The organism is Streptomyces sp. NBC_01476 (genome assembly GCF_036227265.1).
Lineage (GTDB): Bacteria > Actinomycetota > Actinomycetes > Streptomycetales > Streptomycetaceae > Actinacidiphila.
Genome location: NZ_CP109446.1, coordinates 2,610,350 through 2,630,879 on the forward strand (window position 1 = coordinate 2,610,350; position 20,530 = coordinate 2,630,879).

At 70.9% G+C, this 20,530-nt stretch carries 16 protein-coding genes; 7 read left to right on the forward strand and 9 right to left on the reverse strand.

Annotated elements, in window-relative coordinates; genetic code table 11:
* The first annotated feature begins 271 nt into the window (after positions 1-271).
* The 5 genes from OG552_RS11750 (at position 272) to OG552_RS11770 (ending at position 7,571) form a co-directional block, all read left to right on the forward strand.
* Complete coding sequence (locus tag OG552_RS11750) at positions 272-1,540, forward strand: ice-binding family protein (protein ID WP_329131989.1); 1,269 nt, start codon at positions 272-274, stop codon at positions 1,538-1,540.
* Positions 1,541-1,879: 339 nt separating this feature from the next.
* Positions 1,880-2,449, forward strand: a complete 570-nt coding sequence (locus OG552_RS11755) for a DUF5819 family protein (protein WP_329131991.1) — start codon at positions 1,880-1,882, stop codon at positions 2,447-2,449.
* Entirely contained in the window at positions 2,446-3,591 is a 1,146-nt protein-coding gene (locus OG552_RS11760; protein WP_329131993.1) for an HTTM domain-containing protein, read from the forward strand. The genes OG552_RS11755 and OG552_RS11760 overlap by 4 nt, the downstream gene beginning before the upstream one ends.
* A complete protein-coding gene (locus tag OG552_RS11765) occupies positions 3,588-3,974 on the forward strand; it encodes a thiol-disulfide oxidoreductase DCC family protein (RefSeq protein WP_329131995.1) in 387 nt (128 codons plus the stop codon). The genes OG552_RS11760 and OG552_RS11765 overlap by 4 nt, the downstream gene beginning before the upstream one ends.
* A 186-nt stretch (positions 3,975-4,160) precedes the next feature.
* A complete protein-coding gene (locus tag OG552_RS11770) occupies positions 4,161-7,571 on the forward strand; it encodes a CARDB domain-containing protein (protein ID WP_329131997.1) in 3,411 nt (1,136 codons plus the stop codon).
* A gap of 145 nt (positions 7,572-7,716) precedes the next feature.
* On the opposite strand, the gene OG552_RS11775 is transcribed toward OG552_RS11770, so the two are convergent.
* Positions 7,717-7,920 carry a hypothetical protein gene (locus tag OG552_RS11775; RefSeq protein WP_329131999.1) on the reverse strand — a complete coding sequence of 68 codons (204 nt, stop codon included), beginning with the start codon at positions 7,918-7,920 and terminating at the stop codon, positions 7,717-7,719.
* Positions 7,921-8,063: 143 nt separating this feature from the next.
* On the opposite strand from OG552_RS11775, the gene OG552_RS11780 reads away from it, so the two are divergent.
* Complete coding sequence (locus OG552_RS11780; RefSeq protein WP_329132001.1) at positions 8,064-8,330, forward strand: hypothetical protein; 267 nt, start codon at positions 8,064-8,066, stop codon at positions 8,328-8,330.
* Between the two features lie 195 nt (positions 8,331-8,525).
* Positions 8,526-9,542 (forward strand): hypothetical protein, encoded by a 1,017-nt coding sequence (locus OG552_RS11785; RefSeq protein ID WP_329132003.1) that lies wholly within the window; start codon positions 8,526-8,528, stop codon positions 9,540-9,542.
* A 13-nt stretch (positions 9,543-9,555) separates the two neighbouring features.
* Here OG552_RS11785 and OG552_RS11790 read toward each other — a convergent pair whose 3' ends face one another.
* From OG552_RS11790 to ndk, 8 genes are all read right to left on the reverse strand, one after another.
* Positions 9,556-11,481: a TIGR03960 family B12-binding radical SAM protein gene (locus OG552_RS11790; protein ID WP_329132005.1), complete on the reverse strand. Its 1,926-nt coding sequence runs from the start codon at positions 11,479-11,481 to the stop codon at positions 9,556-9,558.
* A gap of 155 nt (positions 11,482-11,636) precedes the next feature.
* On the reverse strand, positions 11,637-13,160 hold the full coding sequence (locus OG552_RS11795) for a CYTH and CHAD domain-containing protein (protein WP_329132007.1): 1,524 nt from the start codon (positions 13,158-13,160) through the stop codon (positions 11,637-11,639).
* A gap of 430 nt (positions 13,161-13,590) precedes the next feature.
* Positions 13,591-14,787 carry a rod shape-determining protein RodA gene (gene rodA / locus OG552_RS11800; protein WP_329132009.1) on the reverse strand — a complete coding sequence of 399 codons (1,197 nt, stop codon included), beginning with the start codon at positions 14,785-14,787 and terminating at the stop codon, positions 13,591-13,593.
* Entirely contained in the window at positions 14,784-17,015 is a 2,232-nt protein-coding gene (mrdA, locus tag OG552_RS11805) for a penicillin-binding protein 2 (RefSeq protein WP_329132012.1), read from the reverse strand. The genes rodA and mrdA overlap by 4 nt, the downstream gene beginning before the upstream one ends.
* Positions 17,016-17,696: a rod shape-determining protein MreD gene (gene mreD, locus OG552_RS11810; RefSeq protein ID WP_329132014.1), complete on the reverse strand. Its 681-nt coding sequence runs from the start codon at positions 17,694-17,696 to the stop codon at positions 17,016-17,018. It abuts the gene before it with no gap.
* A 3-nt stretch (positions 17,697-17,699) separates the two neighbouring features.
* Positions 17,700-18,734 carry a rod shape-determining protein MreC gene (gene mreC, locus OG552_RS11815; RefSeq protein WP_329132016.1) on the reverse strand — a complete coding sequence of 345 codons (1,035 nt, stop codon included), beginning with the start codon at positions 18,732-18,734 and terminating at the stop codon, positions 17,700-17,702.
* A 127-nt stretch (positions 18,735-18,861) separates the two neighbouring features.
* Positions 18,862-19,887 carry a rod shape-determining protein gene (locus OG552_RS11820; RefSeq protein ID WP_329140742.1) on the reverse strand — a complete coding sequence of 342 codons (1,026 nt, stop codon included), beginning with the start codon at positions 19,885-19,887 and terminating at the stop codon, positions 18,862-18,864.
* 162 nt (positions 19,888-20,049) lie between these two features.
* Positions 20,050-20,463: a nucleoside-diphosphate kinase gene (gene ndk / locus OG552_RS11825; protein ID WP_329132018.1), complete on the reverse strand. Its 414-nt coding sequence runs from the start codon at positions 20,461-20,463 to the stop codon at positions 20,050-20,052.
* Between the last annotated feature and the right edge of the window lie 67 nt (positions 20,464-20,530).

Consider the following 20,530-nt stretch of genomic DNA (forward strand, 5'->3'; position numbering starts at 1 on the left):
ACTTACCCGCCCCCAACCTGGGCATATGCCGTTTCTGGAATGGGCCGTCCGGGGTATTCCGGACGGTTCACCCGAATGCTTCATAATCACCGGCTTCGGCGAACCTACTTTGGTTTCTGTCTCTTTCCGGGGCCGTCGAGGGTCACTCCTTGAGGAATGCCGGCCCGACGGTAAGAGCTGATCGGCGATCCAGCACGTGCACCGGGATCGCCGTGGGACTCCCCTTTCCCCAACAGGAGTAGGCCCGACGATGAAATTGAGAATTCCTGGCGTGCCAGGCTGGCGCGCCCTTTCCACCTCGCTCGCGTCGGTCGCACTGGTCGCCGGCGCCGTGGTGGCGATCACCCCGACGGACGCGAGCGCGATCGCGACGGCCGTTCCGCTGGGCACTGTTGACAGCTTCGCGGTGCTGGGCGGTCAGTCGGTGACGAACACGGGCCCCACCACGGTCACCGGCGATCTGGGTGTGAGCCCGGGTACGGCGATCACCGGCTTCCCGCCCGGTCTGGTGAGCGGCGCCACGCACGCCGCCGACGCGGTGGCCCTGCAGGCGCAGAACGACCTCACCACCGCGTACAACAACGCGGCCGGCCAGGCGCCGGACGCCAACATCGCCGGCGACCTCGGTGGACTGACACTGGCGCCGGGCGTCTACAACGCGGCCTCCTCGATCGGCCTCACCGGCACGCTCACCCTGGACGCCGCCGGTGACCCGAACGCGGTCTGGGTCTTCCAGATCGGCTCGACGCTGACCACCGCGTCGGCCAGCCAGGTGCTGCTCGTCAACGGCGCCTCGCCGTGCAACGTGTTCTGGCAGGTGGGCAGTTCGACCACCCTGGGCACGGCCAGCACCTTCGTGGGCACGATCATGTCGCTGACCTCGACCGGGCTGAACACCGGAGCCACCGTCACCGGCCGCGCCCTGGCCCGCAACGGCTCCGTGACGCTGGACACCAACACCATCACCCGTCCGTCGTGCGGTACGACGACGACCGGCACCACCACCGGCACGACGACCGGCACCACCACAGGCACCACCACCGGAACGACGACCGGCACCACGACCGGAACGACCACCGGTACGACCACCGGCACCACCACCGGAACGACGACCGGCACCACGACCGGAACGACCACCGGCACCACCACGGGCACCACCACCGGGACCACGACCGGAACCACCACCGGTGCCACCACGGGCGGTCTGACCACCGGCGGCCTGCTGGGCGGGATCACCACCGGCGGCCTGATCGGCGGCGGTTCGATCGCGGGCAACACCGTCGGTGGCGCCACCGTCGGCAACACCGCGGGCAACACGGCGGGCAACACCGCCGGGAACACCGCGGGCACCATCGGTGGCGGCGGGCTGCCGCCGCACCACGGCCGGCCCCCGCACCACGGGAAGCCCCCGCAGCACAACAAGCCGCAGCCGCCGCACAAGCCGGCGAAGCCGCACAAGAAGGACTGCGACCAGCCGCAGTCCTACGGCCAGGACAAGGGCCACCAGCAGGACGACCACAAGCCGGTCCAGCAGTACTGAGACCGGCGGACACGACCGGCGGCGTGCGGCGGCGCGAAACGCGTTCGCCGCACGCCGCCGGTCGTCACGTCGGCAGGGTTTCCGGCCGGCGCGCAAGAGTTCAGCGGAAGAGTCGCGAGAGGAGGGGCCGGGATGACATCGACTGGCCCGACGAAGGTGCTGCAAGGCGGCGGTGAGCCGGGGAGACCGGGCGGTGCCCGATCCGGTGAGCCGGATGCCACGGGTCACGAACTGCCCCGGCAGGCAACGGATCAGCCGGACCCACGGGACCGGCCGTCCGGGGAACCCGACCGGCCGCCGGCGCTGCCGCTTCCGCTCCGCGCGGCGACAAAAGCCGCCGTGGTGGCCCTCGTCGCGGTCTGCCTGGTGCACCTGGTCTTCCTGTTCCTGCATGTCGCTCCGGCGAACCAGATCTCGCAGCGCTACGCACAGCAGGTCCAGAGCTGGGTCTACCCGTTCTTCGAGCAGAACTGGCGGCTGTTCGCGCCCGACCCCGAGTCGGCGCAACCGCAGATCTCGGTGCGGACGGCGACCGCGGGTCCCGACGGCGCCGAGCGGATCAGCGGCTGGCTCGACCTCACCGCGATCGACAACGCCGGGGTCCGGCACGACGTCTTCCCCAGCCACACCTCGCAGAACATGCTCCGCCGGGCGTGGAGCACCTACCTCGACTCCCACGGGAGCAGTGACGTCTCCACCTCGGAACGCGCGGTGATGCTGCAGGAGTACCTGCGCAACATCGCCGTGGACCGGGTCACCGCGGTCCGGCACGAGGCGATCACGAGCATCCAACTGCGGGTGCGTACCACTCCGGTGCCCGGCTACGACGCGGCGGGGCACTCGCACCCGGCGCCCGCTTCGGCTGTGCAGACCCGGCTCCTGCCCTGGTGGAAGGCGAAGAACGCATGACGACCGACCAGGCGGCAGCCGCCGCCCCCGCAACGAGCCGTCCCGGGACGGCCGCCCGCCCCGTACGCGGCCTGCCCGCGCTGCTGGAGCGGCTGTTCACCGCCCTCACCGCGCGGCCGGTCTCCCTCTACGCGGCCTCGGTGCTGCGGATCGGCTACGGGCTGTGCTATCTCGCCTTCCTGCTGCGGGAGTTCACGCACCGGGACCAGATCTGGGGCCCGGACTCGCCGTGGACCCCGGCGCTGGCCAAGGAGTTGTTCCAGCAGACCGGCTGGTTCAGTTTCCTCACGGTCTCCGACAGCATGCTCTACTTCAACGCCTGCTACGTCTTCGCCCTGGTGGTCTGCGCGCTGTTCCTGCTCGGCTGGCGGACCCGGCTGACGTCGGTCCTGTTCGCGATGGTGGTGGCGGCCTTCCACGCGCGCGCCATCTTCATGACCGACGGCGGGGACAACCTGATCCTGCTGATGGCGCTCTACCTCACCTGCACCGCGTGCGGCCGCCGCTGGTCGCTCGACGCGCGCCGCACCGCGCGCCGGGAGCGCGGCGGGCCGCCGAGCCACTGGACGCTGTGGCAGGCGTCGAGTGACCTGTGGTCCCAGTTCGGCGCGGCCCGCGGCACTCTGGTCACGGCGCTGCACAACTGCGCCATGCTCGTCATCGCCGCCCAGGTCTGCCTGCTCTACGGCTCCGCGGGGCTGTACAAGGTGCAGGGCGTCTCCTGGCAGAACGGCACCGCACTGCACTACGTGATGAACCTCGACCTCTTCCGGCCGTGGCCCGCGCTCTCCGCGCTGGTCGACAGCCACCCGCTCTTCGTCGCCGTCGCCGGTTACGCGACCGTACTGATCCAAGTGGCGTTCCCGTTCGCCCTGTTCAGCCGGCTCAAGTACGTCCTCCTGGTGATGCTGCTCGGCATGCACCTGGGCATCGCGGTCCTGATGGGCCTGCCGATGTTCTCCGGTGCCATGCTCATCGCCGATGCGGCCTTCCTGCCGGACCGCTTCTACCTGGCCGTGGGACAGTACTGCCGCCGGGCGTTCCGCGGCCGGCCCGACAGCCCCGCGAAGGGGGCCGCTTCGGCGCCGTCGGCCGTCGTGCCGCCCCGGCCCGGTGGCGCTGAACTGGCCGGCCGGCGGTGACCAGTGCCGTACGCGCCAGGCCGGTGCTCGTGTACGACGGCGACTGCGCCTTCTGCTCGGCCTCCGTGCGGTTCGCCGAGCGGCACGTGCGCCCGCGCTGTGACATCGCACCGTGGCAGTCGGCGGACCTGGCCGCGTACGGCACCACCGAGCAGCGGGCCGGCTACGAAGTCCTGTGGGTGACACCGGCCGGCGCGGTGCACGGCGGGGCCCAGGCCCTCGCCCGGCTGCTGATGAGCGGGGGCCGGGGGTGGGCGGTGCCGGGCGCGCTGCTCACCCTCCCCCCGCTGCGCTGGATCGCACACGGCGGCTACCGCCTGATCGCGCGGAACCGGCACCGGATGCCGGGGGGCAGCGCGGCCTGCGCACTGCCCCCGCGCTGACCGCTGTCGGAAAACCGGCCACCGTGTGGAAACCGTTGACAAGCCGGTGACACGATTGCAACATGTCAATCGCAAAAACTTAGTCAATGAGCTCTCAATTCTTTGCATCCACCTGCAACTTCGCGGCAGAGCTCCGACCCGTTCAGCGCGCCCCCCACTCCCCCGTTCCGGCAGAACAGAGGACCCATGAAACGGAAGCAGCTCAGCAGACGGCTGATAGCCGGCCTGGTCACCGCCGGCCTGGCCGTCGCCGGACTCCTGCCGCTGTCGGCCTCCGCCGCCGCGGCCGACCGCCCCAACCTGTCCCTGGGAAAGACCGCCTCGGCGAGCGGCTCGATCGGCGAGTACCCCGCCCGCGCGGTCACCGACGGCAACCAGGCGACGTACTGGGAGAGCCCCAACAACGCGTTCCCGCAGTGGCTCCAGGTCGACCTCGGCGGCAACGCCACCGTCGACCAGGTCGTGCTCAAACTGCCCGCCTCCTGGGGTGCCCGCACCGAGGCCCTCAGCGTCCAGGGCAGCACCGACGGAAACAGCTTCAGCACCCTGTCCGGCTCGCTCGGCCGCACCTTCGACCCGGCCACCGCCAACACCGTCACCGTGGACTTCACCGCCGCGACCGTCCGGTACGTACGGCTGAACGTCACCGGCAACACCGGCTGGCCCGCCGCGCAGATATCCGAGTTCGAGATCCACGGCACCCCGGCAGACGATCCCGGAGATCCCGGTGACCCCGGTGACCCCGGCGACCCCGGCCCGGTCGACGGCACCGACCTCGCCCGCGGCAAGGCCGTCGAGGCGTCCTCCACGGCCCAGTCCTTCGTCGCGGCCAACGCCAACGACGGCCAGACCGGCACCTATTGGGAGTCCGGCGGATTCCCCTCGACCCTGACCGTGAAGCTCGGCGCTGACGCCGACATCACCGCGGTCGTGGTCAAACTCAACCCCGATCCGGTGTGGGGACCGCGGACCCAGAACTTCCAGATCCTCGGCCGCGGCCAGAGCGCCACCGGCTTCACCTCGCTCAAAGCCCGCGCCGACCACGCGTTCAGCCCGTCGGCCAACCAGAACACCGTGACCGTCCCGGTCACCGGCCGCGCCGCCGACGTCCAGCTGGCGTTCTTCGCCAACACCGGCGCTCCCGGCGGCCAGGTCGCCGAAGTGCAGGTCATCGGTGTCCCCGCCCCCAACCCCGACCTGACCGTCACCGCCGTGACCTGGACCCCCGCCGCGCCGGTGGAGACCGACACGGTCCGGGCCGCCGTCACCGTACGGAACATCGGTACCGCCACCGCCCCGGCCACCACCGTCAACGTCAGCGTCGGCGGACTGGTCGCGGGCAGCGCCCCGGTCGGCTCCCTCGCCGCCGGCGCCTCGGCCACCGTCTCCGCCGACCTCGGAAAGCGGCCGACGGGCAGCTACCCCGTGACCGCCGTGGTGGACCCGACCGACACCGTCATCGAGCAGGACAACGCCAACAACAGCTTCACGCCCACCGGCCAACTGGTCGTCGCCCAGGCCCCCGGCCCCGACCTGCAGGTCCTCGGCATCACCTCCAGCCCGTCGAACCCCGCCGTCGGCGCCGCCGTCTCCTTCACCGTCGCCGTGCACAACCGCGGGACCACCGCGTCCGGCGCCACCACCGTCACCCGGCTGGTGGCGGGCAGCACCACGCTCAACACCAACACCCCCTCGGTCGCGGCCGGTTCAACCGTGAACGTCAACGTCACCGGCACCTGGACCGCCACCAGCGGCGGCGCCACCCTGGTCGCCACCGCCGACGCCACCGGCCTCGTCACCGAGACCAGCGAGACCAACAACTCCTTCTCCCGCTCCATCGTGGTCGGCCGCGGCGCGGCACTGCCGTACGTGGAGTACGAGGCGGAAGCGGCCAGTTACCAGGGCACCCTGCTGGAGACCGACCCGCTGCGCACCTTCGGCCACACCAACTTCGCCACCGAGTCCTCCGGCCGCAAGTCGGTACGGCTCAACAGCACCGGCCAGTACGTGGAGTTCACCTCCACCAACCCCTCCAACTCGATCGTGGTGCGCAACTCCATCCCCGACGCCCCGGGCGGCGGCGGCATCGACGCCACCATCAGCCTCTACATCAACAACACCTTCGTCCAGAAGCTGGCCCTCTCCTCGAAGCACAGCTGGCTCTACGGCGACACCGACGGCCCCGAGGCACTCACCAACACGCCCCAGGCCGACGCCCGCCGGCTCTTCGACGAGTCGCACGCGCTGCTGAACACGACCTACCCCGCGGGCACCACGTTCCGCCTGCAGCGCGACTCCGGTGACACCGCGCAGTTCTACGTCATCGACCTGATCGACCTGGAACAGGTGGCGCCCCCGACGGCCAAGCCCGCCGAGTGCACCTCGATCACCGCGTACGGCGCGGTGCCCGACGACGGCATCGACGACACCGCCGCCATCCAGCGCGCCGTGACCGACGACCAGAACGGCGTCATCAGCTGCGTATGGATCCCGCCGGGCCAGTGGCGGCAGGAGAAGAAGATCCTCACCGACGACCCGCTCAACCGCGGCCAGTACAACCAGGTGGGCATCAGCAACGTCAGCATCCGCGGCGCGGGCATGTGGTACTCCCAGCTGTACACGCTCACCGAGCCGCAGAACGCGGTGGGCAGCATCAACCACCCGCACGAGGGCAACTTCGGCTTCGACATCGACAACAACACCCAGATCTCCGACATCGCCATCTTCGGCTCCGGCCGGATCCGCGGCGGCGACGGCAACGCCGAGGGCGGCGTGGGCCTCAACGGCCGCTTCGGCCAGAACACCAAGATCACCAACGTCTGGATCGAGCATGCCAACGTCGGCGTCTGGGTCGGCCGCGACTACGACAACATCCCCGATCTGTGGGGCCCCGCGGACGGCCTGCAGTTCAACGGCATGCGGATCCGCGACACCTACGCCGACGGCATCAACTTCACCAACGGCACCCGCAATTCGCAGGTCTTCAACTCCTCGTTCCGCACCACGGGAGACGACTCGCTGGCGGTCTGGGCCAACCGTTACGTCAAGGACCCGTCGGTCGACATCGCGCACGACAACCACTTCGTCAACAACACCATCCAGCTCCCCTGGCGGGCGAACGGTCTCGCGGTCTACGGCGGTTACGGCAACACCATCGAGAACAACCTGGTCTACGACACGATGAACTACCCCGCGATCATGCTCGCCACCGACCACGACCCGCTGCCGTTCTCGGGTCAGACCCTGATCGCCAACAACGGCATCTACCGCGGCGGCGGCGTCTTCTGGGGCGAGGCGCAGGAGTTCGGCGCCATCACCCTCTTCGCGGCCACCCGCGACATCACCGGCGTCACCATCCGGGACACCGACATCTCCGACTCCACCTACGACGGCATCCAGTTCAAGACCGGCGGCGGCACGATGCCGGGCGTCGCGGTCACCAACGTCACGATCGACAAATCCAACAACGGCGCCGGCATCCGCGCCCACGGCGGCGCCCGCGGCAGCGCCACCCTGACGAACGTGACCATCACCAACTCGGCTGACGGCAACATCGTGATCGAACCCGGCTCCGGCTTCACCATCACCGGATCCTGACCGCACGAGCGCACCCCCGTGGCCCCGGCGTGGAAGCACGCGCCGGGGCCACCACGGTCTCCGCGGGTCGCAGCAGGTCGTAGCAGGTCCCAGCGGCTCGCCGCGGCGGGTCCGGCGCCGGCGACCGGCCCCGGGCACGGGCGCGTCAGGTCAGGAGCGGGTCGTGCGGGGTGTCGCCGTGGGTCGCGACGGTGGGGGCGGTGGGGGCGTTGCCGTCGGCCGGAGAACTCACCGAGGGGACCCCGGCCGGCGCCGCCGCCCGGGCCGCCGGCGCCAGGGCGAGGCCCAGCGCACCGCCGCTGAGCAGCAGCGCGAGCAGTGCGGACGTGAAAGGCGTGTGCCGGCTCAAGTGGACCCCCTGCGGCTGGTCTCCGGTTGGCCCGTGATCCCCCGGGCCCGGCAAGTCTGCCCGCGCCGCGACCACCCCGGCAAGGGCCCTCACCCGGCGGGAAGCCCCTTGCCCTCCCGGCTCCGGCCGGGGAGCCTGACCTCATGATGGGGGCCTGGGTCATGTTCATCAGCGGCTGCACGATCGTGGGCCTCGCCACCCGGTCCTTCCGAGCAGCCCGGGAGCCCCGGGGAGCGTTCCCACGGGCGCCCCTCGGCCAGATCCTCCTCGGCGCCGGCCTCGCCCTCGACGGCGTCCCCCGGATCGCCGGCTGGTCCCCCGGCGTCGACTCGGCGGTGGCAGCCGCGGGCCTGCTGACCATCCTCGCCGGCGCCGCCCTCCAACTCCGCCGCCGCGCCCCGGAGAACTGATCCCCTCCGCCCGCCATCCGCCGCCCGCTGGTCCGAACGCCCGCCGGTCCGAACGCACGGCGGGGGCCTGGCGGGCCGGGGCGGCACCAGTGGCATTTCTCACGAAAGTGCCGCAAACGGAATCCATCGCTCCGCACGTACGTATTGTTTTGGGCTGAGCCGGAAAGGCAGGGAGAAAGGCAGGCACGATCTGACATGGGCGAAAGGCCGGCCGGTGCGCAGCCCCCGGAGGAGAAGCCGAAGGAACGGCTGCTCGACCTGAGCGTGCCCCAAGTGGCGGGCAGCGCCGTCGCGGCGGTCGTCGCCGCCAAGCTCGCGTCGAACCTCGGTGTCTACGGGACCATCCTGGGCGCCGGTGTGGTCAGCGCGCTCGGCACCTGCGGCGGATCCATCTTCCAGCACTTCTTCCGGCGTACCGGCACCCAGGTGCACAAGGTCGCCGCCCAGGCCAAGCCGAGGGCCCGCCTGGTGCGCCCGCACGCCCGCGGCGCCGGCCCGGCGACGGCCGCGGGCACCGCGCCGAAGGACCTGTTCGGAGCCCTCAGCCACGACGGGACGCGGACGCTCGGGACCCCGGAAGAGGACCGGACCCGTACCGCCGAAGCCGCCCACGCGGCCGACGCGGACCCCACGCGCCTGTTCCCGGCAGCCGACCCGGCGAAGATCCAGGTGGACGACCCCGGGGAGACCCGGTCGCTCGGCGTCACCGGCACGGGGGCCCTGCCGCTGGAAGAGTTCGGCGAGGCCACCGTGCACCGCGCCCGGACCCGCGTCCGCGGCTGGAAGCGCCCGCTGGTGGCGGTCCTTGTGGCCTTCGGCCTGACGATGGGCGGGATCACCGCCTACGAGGCGGTCGCCGGCGAGAACATCAGCGGGAACGGAAAGGGCACGACCATCGGCGACGCCTTCAAGGGCTCCCACTCCTCAGGCCACCGGCAGCACCAGCCCTCCACCGGCAGCACGACCACCCCGCCCACCAGCACCCCCGGCGGAACCGGCGACCCCCGGCCCACCCAGCGCCCGAACCCCGGCACCACCGACCCGTCCCGGACCGAACAGCCGACCCCGACCCCCACCCCGACACCCACCCAGCCGTCGACCCCGCCCCCGACCACAACCCCCAACCCCGGCACCACCGACGAGCCCACACCCTCCCCCACATCCCCCCCGAGCGCCTCCCTTCCCCCCTCCCCCGGCACCGGCAACAACTGAGCCCCGGCTCCGCCTATTTGACGACGGACAGCGGCAGCAGCTTCCGGCCCGTGGGGCCGATCTGAATGGATGTGTCCATCTGAGGGCATACGCCGCAGTCGAAGCAGGGGGTCCAGCGGCAGTCGTCCACCTCGGTTTCGTCGAGGGCGTCCTGCCAGTCCTCCCAGAGCCAGTCCTTGTCGAGGCCGGAGTCGAGGTGGTCCCAGGGGAGGACTTCCTCGGCGGTGCGCTCGCGGGTGGTGTACCAGGCGAGGTCGAGGCCGGCCGGCGGGAGGGCGGCGTCGCAGGCCTGGAGCCAGCGGCCGTAGGAGAAGTGCTCGCGCCAGCCGTCGAAGCGGCCGCCGGACTCGTAGACCGCCCGGATGACCGCGCCGACGCGGCGGTCACCGCGGGAGAGCAGGCCCTCGATGATGCCGGGCTTGCCGTCGTGGTAGCGGAAGCCGATGTTGCGGGCGTACTTGCGGTCGCCGCGGATGGCGTCCCGCAGCTTTTCGAGGCGCGCGTCGGTCTCCTCGACGCCGAGCTGCGGTGCCCACTGGAAGGGCGTGTGCGGCTTGGGGACGAAGCCGCCGATGGAGACGGTGCAGCGGATGTCGTTCTGCCCGGTGACCTCGCGGCCCTTGGCGATGACCCGCTTGGCCATCTCGGCGATCTGCAGGACGTCCTCGTCGGTCTCGGTGGGGAGCCCGCACATGAAGTAGAGCTTGACCTGGCGCCAGCCGTTGCCATAGGCGGTGGCGACGGTACGGATCAGGTCCTCCTCGGAGACCATCTTGTTGATGACCTTGCGGATGCGCTCGGAGCCGCCTTCGGGGGCGAAGGTGAGGCCGGAGCGGCGGCCGTTGCGGGTCAGTTCGTTGGCGAGGTCGATATTGAAGGCGTCGACCCGGGTGGAGGGCAGCGAGAGCCCGATCTTGTCCTCTTCGTACCGGTCGGCGAGGCCCTTGGCGATGTCGGCGATCTCGCTGTGGTCGGCGGAGGAGAGCGAGAGGAGACCGACCTCCTCGAAGCCGGTGGCCTTCAGCCCCGCCTCGACCATCTCGCCGATGCCGGTGATGGAGCGTTCCCGGACCGGGCGGGTGATCATGCCGGCCTGGCAGAAGCGGCAGCCGCGGGTGCAGCCGCGGAAGATCTCCACGGACATGCGTTCGTGCACGGTCTCGGCGAGCGGGACCAGCGGCTGCTTGGGGTACGGCCACTCGTCGAGGTCCATCACGGTGTGCTTGGAGACGCGCCACGGCACGCCGGAGCGGTTGGGCACGACGCGGGAGATGCGGCCGTCGGCGAGGTATTCGACGTCGTAGAAGCGCGGCACATAGACGCCGCCGGTCCTGGCGAGCCGCAGCAGCACCTCGTCACGGCCGCCGGGGCGGCCCTCGGCCTTCCAGGCGCGGACGACTTCGGTGATGGTGAGGACGGCCTGCTCGCCGTCGCCGATCACGGCCGCGTCGATGAAGTCGGCGATCGGCTCGGGGTTGAAGGCGGCGTGGCCGCCGGCCAGCACGATCGGGTCGTCCACGGTGCGGTCGGCGGCGGTGAGCGGGATGCCGGCCAGGTCGAGGGCGGTGAGCATGTTGGTGTAGCCGAGCTCGGTGGAGAAGCTGAGCCCGAAGACGTCGAAGGCGCGGACCGGGCGGTGGGCGTCGACGGTGAACTGCGGGACCCGGTGCTCGCGCATCAGCGCCTCCAGGTCGGGCCAGACGCTGTACGTGCGCTCGGCGAGGACGCCCGGCTGCTCGTTGAGCACCTCGTAGAGGATCATGACGCCCTGGTTGGGCAGGCCCACCTCGTACGCGTCCGGGTACATCAGCGCCCAGCGGACGTCCGCGCTGTCCCAGTCCTTGACGGTGGAGTTCAGCTCACCTCCGACGTACTGGATCGGCTTCTGTACGTGCGGGAGCAGCGCTTCCAGGCGCGGGAAGACCGACTCGACAGGCATCTCGGCGACTTTCATCAGCTGACGGGGGAGCATCCGCCCGGCCCGTGCGGGCCCCGGGTGAGGATGACCCTCAAGACTACCCGAGCGGCGCGGCTCGGCGTCCGCGCCGTCCACAGGGGCGGCCGGTAGGGGTGCCGGTGGGGGGTGCCGGGGGTTCAGACCGGCTGGTCGGCGGCCTGCCAGGCGGCGGGGAGTTCGGTTTCGACGGCGGTGGCGAGGTCGCGTTCGCGGTGGATCATGGCGTCGTACGGGGCGGGGTCCTCACCGGCCACGACGGCTTCGGCGCGCAGCGGGATCAGCGCGGTACGGCACAGGTAGCTGTCCTGGTGCTCGCCGAGGAGTTGCTGGATGGTCTTCATCCGGGTGGTGTGGGCGGAGGCGCGGGCGCCGAGGACGGGTTCGGCGGCTTCGCTGGAGTAGCGGGCGCGTTTGGCGTCCTTGCGGGCCTCGTGCAGGGCGGTGTCGCGGTCTTCGCCGGCGTCGAGGGCGAGGGCGCTTTCGACGGCGGCGCGCAGCCGGGCGTGGTCGCGGCGGACGGTCGCGGCGGCGGCTTCGGGGGCGGGGGCGTCGGCGGCGGGGCGCAGGTAGGGGGGCGCGGCGAGCAGGGCTTCCCAGGCGTCGAGGAGGGCGAAGTAGCGGGCGCCGTCGAGTTCACGGACCAGGGCGGTGTGGGCGTCGCCGGGGGTGGTGCCGGCGGGGGCGCGCAGGCGCGGGGCGCCGGCCGCGAGGGCGGGGGGCAGTTCGGCGAGGCGCTGGGCGAGGCGGTCGGCGAGGACTTCGCGGTCGCGCTCCAGGCCGAGCGCGGCGGCCAGCCACTTCAGCTCGGCGCCGAGCGGGTCGGTGGCCTGGCGGTCGAGTTCGCGGCCGAAGCTCTTCAGGGCGCTGCGGGCCCGGCGGGTGGCGACGCGCATGCGGTGGACGGCGTCCTCCTCGGCGCGGCGCACCGCGGGGTCGAGCGAGAGCAGGGCGGTGAGCTGGGCGTGCAGGTACGCGGTGGCGGTCTGGCCTGCGGTCTGCGGTACGGCGGGCGGCGCGGGCGGCTGGACCAGGCGGTCGCCGAGGGCGTGGGCGAGTTTGGAGGCGGAGCGGGAGCGGTGCAGACCGGCGGCGAGCAGGCGTTCCTCGACGGCGTCGAGCAGTTCGCCGCGGCCGGCCGGGCCGAGTTCGACCTCGGTCTCGGCCCAGGCGGGGCCGGGGGCCCAGCGCTGCGGGGGTGTGGCGCCGGTCCCGGAGCGGAGGTCGGCGTGGACGTCGTCGTAGGCGATCTCCGCGAGGGTCAGGCCGGCGGCGTCGAGCAGCAGGGTGCGGCGGCGTACGGTGCGCAAGCGTACGACCGGGCCGAGCGGGCGGGCCCTGACGAGGGCGGCGACCTCGGTGCGCAGGGCTTTGGGGGGCTTCGCGGTGGAGGAGCCGAGCGGGGCGTGCACCTCGGTGCGGGTGTCGGGGCGGGCGGTGGGGAGTTTGAGGTGCCAGCCCTCGTCCTGTCCGCCGGTGCGGCGGCGCAGCGTCACCCGGTGGGTGGCCAGGGCGAGGTCCGCGGTGTCGTAGTACACCGCGTCCAGCCGGTCCGCTTCGGGGCGGCGCACCTCGGCGACTCCGGGGAGCCCTTCGAACTCCACGAGGGCCCCCGGTGCTGCGGCCTCGTACTTCCGCTCGGTCTCCGCCAGCCGTTCGCCCATCCTCGGACGGTATGCCGCGATTCCGCTCCGGGCAATGCCTTGTCCCCCGCGTCGCCGCGGTTCTCTTCCAACCGGCACGGCCCCATTGCCGCCGTCCCCCAACCACCGGCCGGTGGCCGGCTGGTCGCGCAGTTCCCCGCGCCCCCAACGGGGCCGCGAGCCACTCCGCAGAACCCCAACCCCCCAAGGGGCGCGAGGAACTGCGCGACCAGCCACAACGACACCGCACCCCGCCACCGGACCAGAGGGGCAGTCACTGCCGCCCCCAAACCACCGGCCGGTGGCCGGCTGAGCGCGCAGTTCCCCGCGCCCCTGACGGGGCGGAGCCACTCCGCAGAAGGGGAGCGAGGAACTCCCGCCGCACCCCGCCACCGGGCCAGAGGAGCAGTCGCTGCCGTACCCGGTCACCGGGCGGAGCCACTCCGCAGCGTCAGGCTGACATGGGCCGCTGCATCTTTACCGACTGCAGGAGCCCTATGGCGATGAAATTGGCGAACATCGATGATCCGCCGTAGGAGACAAAGGGCAGGGGGATGCCCGCCACCGGCATGATCCCCAGGGTCATGCCGATGTTCTCGAAGGACTGGAAGGCGAACCACGCCACGATGCCGGCCGCCACGATCGTGCCGTAGAGGTCCGTCGCGTTGCGGGCGATCGAGCAGGCGCGCCAGAGGATCACGCCGACGAGGCTGACGATGACGACCGCGCCGACGAAGCCGAGTTCCTCGCCGGCCACCGAGAAGACGAAGTCCGTCTGCTGCTCGGGGACGAACTGCCCGGTGGTCTGGCTGCCGTGGAAGAGCCCCTTGCCGAGGAGCCCGCCGGAGCCGATGGCGATCCGGGCCTGGCTGGTGTTGTAGCCGACACCGGCCGGGTCGAGCGCCGGGTTGGCGAACGCGGCGAACCGGTCGATCTGGTACTTGTCCAGGATGCCGAGCTGCCAGACCAGCACCGCGCCGACGACCCCGGTGACGATCAGGCCGAAGACCCAGCGGGCGGACGCGCCGGAGGCGAGCAGCACGCCGAGCACGATCGCGGCGAGCACCATCACCGAGCCGAGGTCCGGCATCATCATGATGATCACCACGGGCAGCGCGGCCAGCGCGAGCGACTGGAGCACCGTGCGGTGGTCGGGGTGGAGGTTGTCGCCGGCGTCGACCCGGGCGGAGAGCACCATCGCCATGCCGATGATGATCGCGACCTTGACGAACTCCGACGGCTGGAGCGAGAAGCCGCCGCCGATCACGATCCAGGAGTGCGCGCCGTTGACGGTGGAGCCGAGCGGGCTGAGCACCGCGAGGATGCCGAGGATCGACAGCGCGTAGAAGAACGGCACGATGGTCCGCATGCGGTGGTGCCCTATGGCCATCGCGCCGATCGCCAGGCCCGCGCCGATCCCGGCGTTCATCACATGGCGGAGCAGGAAGTAGTACTGGTCGCCGTGGGTGAGGTTGGTGCGGTTACGGGTCGCCGAGTAGACCAGCAGGGTGCCGATCGCGCAGAGCAGCAGCGTGGCGAAGAGCAGCACCCAGTCCATCCGGCGGAACACCGAGTCCCGGGCGAAGATCTTGCCGAGGGTGGACTTCTCCGGGCTGAACCGCCGGACGGCATACGTAGGGGCGCTCATGTCCAGGACTTCCTGCCGTAGAGCAGCCGCTCGGTGCTGGTCGGGGTGAGGGCGGCGAGCGCCGGTCCGGTGTACCCCGCGGGCTGCGGGCCGTCACCGGCGGTCAGCACCGTGCCGGGGCCGGTGTACGCGGCCTGGACGACCGCGCCGTCCGCGGAGATCTTCGGCAGCGCGGTGACCGGCTTGGGCATGATGCCGTTCTTCGGGTCGATCTGGGTGCCGTCCTTCTGGATGCCGTACATGGCCTCGTAGATCCGGCGGACCGCGGTACCGGCGCCGCCGGAACCCGTACCGGCCTGCGAGATCGTCATCACGATCGTGTAGTCCTTGGTGTACGTGGTCAGCCAGGAGGTCGTCTGCTTGCCGGAGACCTCGGCGGTACCGGTCTTGGCGTGCAGGGTGATCTTGTCCTGCGGCCAGTTGAGGAACTTCCAGTTGGCGGTACCGTCGGTGACCACGCCCGCGGTGGCCTTGTCGATGTCCTTGATGGTCTGCGCGTTGTCCGGCAGCTTGCCGACGACCTTCGGCTTGATCGGGGTGACCGTCTTGCCGTCGGGGCTCACCACGGCCTTCCCTATGGTCGGCTGGTAGAGCGTGCCGCCGTTGCCGAGCGCCGCGTAGATCCGGGCCATCTGGATCGGGGTGACGAGCGTGTCGCCCTGGCCGATCGCGTAGTTGACGGAGTCACCGGCGCGCAGCACGTAGCCGTCGGTGCAGTTCTCCCGGGCGATGTTGGTGGCCAGCGACTGGTCGGACTTCTTGGCGGTCTTCTTGACCTTGCACCAGTAGTCCTTGTTGGCGTCGTAGTACTGCTGCTTCCACTCCCGGTCCGGGACCCGGCCGGTGACCTCGCCGGGCAGGTCGACGCCGGTCTTGGCGCCGAGCCCGAACTGGTGGGCGGTCTTGTAGAAGAAGTCCTTGGGGTGCTTCGGGTCGGTGCCGCCGTCCTTCAGCCACTCCTTGTACGCGATGCCGTAGAAGACGGTGTCGCAGGAGACCTCCAGGGCGCGGCCGAGCGAGATGTCGCCGAAGCTCTCGCCCTCGAAGTTCTTGAAGAGCTGCGAGCCGATGGTCATCGACGAGGTGCAGGGGTAGCCGCCGTCCATCGGGTAGCCGGCGTTGACCGCGGCCGAGGTGGAGACCACCTTGAAGGTGGAGCCGGGGGCGGACTGGCCCTGGATCGCCCGGTTGAGCAGCGGGTAGTTGGAGGACTTCTCGGTGAGCTGCTTGTAGTCCTTGGCGGAGATGCCGCCGACCCAGGCGTTGGGGTCGTAGGTCGGCTCGCTCGCCATGGCGATGACCTGACCGGTGTGGTTGTCCATCACCACGGCCGCACCCGAGTCGGCCTTGTAGTTCTCGCCGGTGATGGTGTCGAAGGTCTTGCGGGCTTCCTTCATCGCGTTGTCGAGCTGCTTCTCGGTGACCGCCTGCACCTTGGCGTCGATGCTGGTGACCAGCGTGTCGCCGGGGGTCGCCGGGGTGTCGCCCGCCTTGCCGATGACCCGGCCGAGGTTGTCCACCTCGTAGTTGGTGACGCCGGCCTTGCCGCGCAGCTGCGCGTCGTAGGTGCTCTCCAGGCCGGAGCGGCCGATCTGGTCGGAGCGCAGCAGCGGGGTGGAGGTCTTCTCCGACGCGGTCAGCTCGGCGTCGGTGACCGGCGAGAGGTAGCCGAGCACCTGCGCGGTGTTGGCCTTGTCCGGTGCCGGGTAGCGGCGTACGGCGGTGGGTTCCGCGGTGATGCCGGGGAAGTCCTCGCGCCGCTCCATGATCTGCAGCGCCTGCTGGGTGGTGGCATCGTCGGTGATCGGGATCGGCTGGTACGGCGAACCGTTCCAGCACGGCTTCGGTGTGCGGGCGTCGCAGAGCCGTACCTTGTCGAGCACTTCCTGGGTGTCCATGCCGAGCACGCCGGCCAGCCGGGTGAGGACGGCCTTGCCGTCGTCGGCCTGCTTGAGCAGGTCGGTACGGCTGGCCGAGACCACCAGGCGGGTCTCGTTGTCGGCGAGCGGCACACCGCGGTCGTCGAGGATGGCGCCGCGGACGGCGGGGGTGACGACCTGCTGGATGTGGTTGCTCGCGGCCTTCTGGTCGTACTCCTGGCCGTTGCGGATCTGCAGGTACCACAGCCGGCCGCCGAGGGTCAGCAGCAGGGAGACCGCGAGGATCTGCAGGATGACCAGGCGGATGGTGACCCGGGTGTTCCTGCCGGTGTCCGGGATGTTGCTCATCTAGCGCCGCGCTCCCCTGGCCGGTGAGGTGAACTTGACCATCTTCCCGGCGCGTCCGAACAGGCCGCGCTGTGGGGCGAGTCCGCTCTTGGCGGTCTTCATACGGTTCCGGCCGCGGCCGAGGCCGCCCATGCCGCCGCCCAGGCCGCCGAAACCGGCCGGGTCCTCGGCGAGCGGGTCGTTGTCGAAGCGGCGGGCCAGCGCCAGCACCAGGGGGACGACGAAGGGGGCGAGCAGCAGGTCGTACAGGGCGGCGGTGAAGACCAGCTTCACCAGACCGACATGGGCGCCCGCCTGGTCGCCGACCAGGCCGCCGACACCGGCGTAGAGCAGGGTGGTGCCGATGGCGGCGCAGATGACCACCATCATCGGCCCGGCGGCGCTGCGCAGTTGGCCGTGGTCCGGTTTGGCGAGGCCGGCCAGGTAGCCGATCACGCACAGCACCAGGGCGTAGCGGCCGACCGCGTGGTCCGCGGGGGGTGCGATGTCGGCGAGCAGGCCGGCGAAGAACCCGACCAGGCAGCCGCCCACATGGCCGTAGGCGAGGGCGAGGCCGAGCACGGTCAGCAGCAGCAGGTCGGGCACCGCGCCCGGCAGGTGCAGCCGGGCCAGCACGCTGACCTGGGCGACCATGGCGATGACCACCAGGACGGTGGAGAGCACGATCCGTTTGAGGCGCATGGGTCAGCCCCCGCTGGTGGTGGTCGGGGTGGGTTCGTCGCCGAGTGTCACGTTGTAGTTCTGCACGCTGTCGTCCGGGGTGGCACCGCCGGACGGGGTGTCACTCGGGGTGGCGCCACCGGAGGGGGTGCCCGAGGGGGTGGTCCTGGGCTTGGGTTTGGCCTTGGCCGACGTGGCCGGCCGCGGCGGCAGCACGCTGTCGCGCGGGTCGGTGCGCGGGCCCACCACCACGACGCCGACGATGTCCAGCTTGGTGAAGCTGACGAACGGCTGGACCTGCACGGTCTTGGTGAGGTTGCCGCCGGACGGGTCGACGCTGATGATCCTGCCGACCGGTACGCCCGCCACGAACGGCTTGCCGGCCTCCGAGCCGAAGGTGACCAGCCGGTCGCCGTCGTGCACATTGGCCTTGCCGTTGAGCAGTTGCACCCGCATCGGCCGGTTGCCCTGGCCGGTGGCGAAGCCCAGCTCCATCGACTTCTCCAGCCGGGTGCCGACGGTGAAGTCCGGGTCGTTGGCGAGCAGCACGGTGGCGGTGGACGGGCCCACGGTGGTGACCCGGCCGACGAGTCCGTCGCCGTTGATGACGGTCATGTCGCGGGCGATGCCGTCGTTGCTGCCGGCGTCGATGGTGACGGTCCAGGAGAAGCCCTGGGCCGCCCCTATGGCGATGATCTGCGCGCCCTTGATGGTGTACTGGCCCGCGCCGGCCGTCTTGAGCATCTTGTCGAGTTCCGCGGCCCGGTTCCGGGTGATGTCCTTGCTGCCGAGCTGCTGCTTGAGGGTCTCGTTCTCGCGTTCCAGCCGGCTGATGGTGCCACTGCGGTCGCCGGAGTCGCGTACCGCGTCTATGGCGTTGCCCACCGGGTCCACCGCGCCGGCCACACTCTTCTCCACCGGCCCGAAGACGGACTGCGCCGCCTGCCGGGGCCGGTCCAGGGGCGAGTTCTCACCGCCCCGGATGTCCATGGTGATCAGCGCGAACGCCACCACCACCAGCAGTACCAGCAGCAGCCGGCTCTCCTTTGTGTCCCTCACGGGCGCCAGTCCGTGCCTTCCTCATCGGACCCGCCGCCGCTGGGGGCCGCGGCCGGTCGGAACTAGTGTGCGGGGTACGGCCGGCGGGCGTGGCGGTGGGGTGCGCGCGGCGGCCGGCCCGGCCGGTTCATCTGCGGGGCGCGGCGTCGAGGACCTGCTGGAGCGCCTCGAACTCTTCAACGCACTTGCCGGCGCCGAGCGCCACGCAGTCCAACGGTGATTCTGCGATGTGGATCGGCATGCCCGTCTCATGGCGCAGCCGCTCGTCCAGGCCGCGCAGCAGCGCGCCGCCGCCGGCCAGCACGATGCCGCGGTCCATGATGTCGCCGGAGAGCTCCGGCGGGCACTTGTCCAGGGTGGTCTTCACCGCGTCCACGATCGCGTTGACGGGTTCCTCGATGGCCTTGCGGACCTCGCCCGCCGAGATGACCACGGTCTTGGGCAGGCCGCTGACCAGGTCGCGGCCACGGATCTCGGTGTGCTCCTCCTGCTCCGGCCTGGAGTCGAAGGCGGAGCCGATGGTCAGCTTGATCTGTTCGGCGGTACGTTCGCCGAGCAGCAGGCTGTACTCCTTCTTGATGTGCTGGATGATCGCGTTGTCCAGCTCGTCGCCGGCCACCCGGATGGACTGGGCGGTGACGATGCCGCCGAGGCTGATGACCGCGACCTCGGTGGTGCCGCCGCCGATGTCGACCACCATGTTGCCGGTGGCCTCGTGCACCGGGAGCCCGGCGCCGATCGCGGCCGCCATCGGCTCCTCGATGATGTGCACGGTACGGGCGCCGGCCTGGGTGGCGGCCTCGATGACGGCACGGCGCTCCACACCGGTGATGCCCGAGGGCACGCAGACCACGACCCGCGGGCGGACCATGTAGCGGCGGCGGTGGATCTTGAGGATGAAGTAGCGCAGCATGCGCTCGGTGATCTCGAAGTCGGCGATCACGCCGTCCTTCAGGGGCCGTACCGCCACGATGTTGCCGGGGGTGCGGCCGATCATCTTCTTGGCCTCGGAGCCGACCGCCAGGATGCCGCCGGTGTTGGTGTTGACCGCCACGACGGACGGCTCGTTCAGAACGATCCCGCGGCCCCTGACGTACACCAGCGTGTTGGCGGTCCCGAGGTCGACAGCCATATCACGGCCGATGAACGACATGTTGTTCGCCATGTGGATACGTCTGGCCTTCCCGAGCGTGGGGCGGAGGTTCCATCGTAGTCGCGCTGTGCGCAGCGCGGTGTCGGGGTTCCGACGCCATTGTCATCAGAACACACAGCGGACCTCAGTAAGGGTGACGCTGTGTCGGTGTGTTTGGTTCCGTTACGCCAGACCGGGGAAGAACAGCTTGATCTCCCGTTCCGCGGATTCCGCGGAGTCGGAGGCGTGCACCAGATTCTCCCGCACGATGGTCCCGAAGTCGCCCCGGATCGAGCCGGGCGCGGCGACGATCGGATCGGTCGGGCCGGCCAGCGCGCGTACCCCCTCGACCACCCGCTCGCCCTCGACGACCAGCGCCACCGCCGGCCCTGACGCCATGAACTCCACCAGCGGCTCGTAGAACGGGCGGCCCACGTGCTCGGCGTAGTGCTGTTCCAGCAGCGGGCGGTCCAGGACCCGCAGTTCCAGCGCGCTGATCGTCCAGCCGGCCTTCCGCTCGATACGGCTGACCAGTTCACCGATCAGACCGCGGCGAACGGCGTCCGGCTTGAGAAGGACGAGGGTGCGCTGGGACACGATACGGCTCCTGATGGCGTAAGACACGTGCGGATGTGCGAGTGCGGATGCGGGTGTGGGGCGAGCC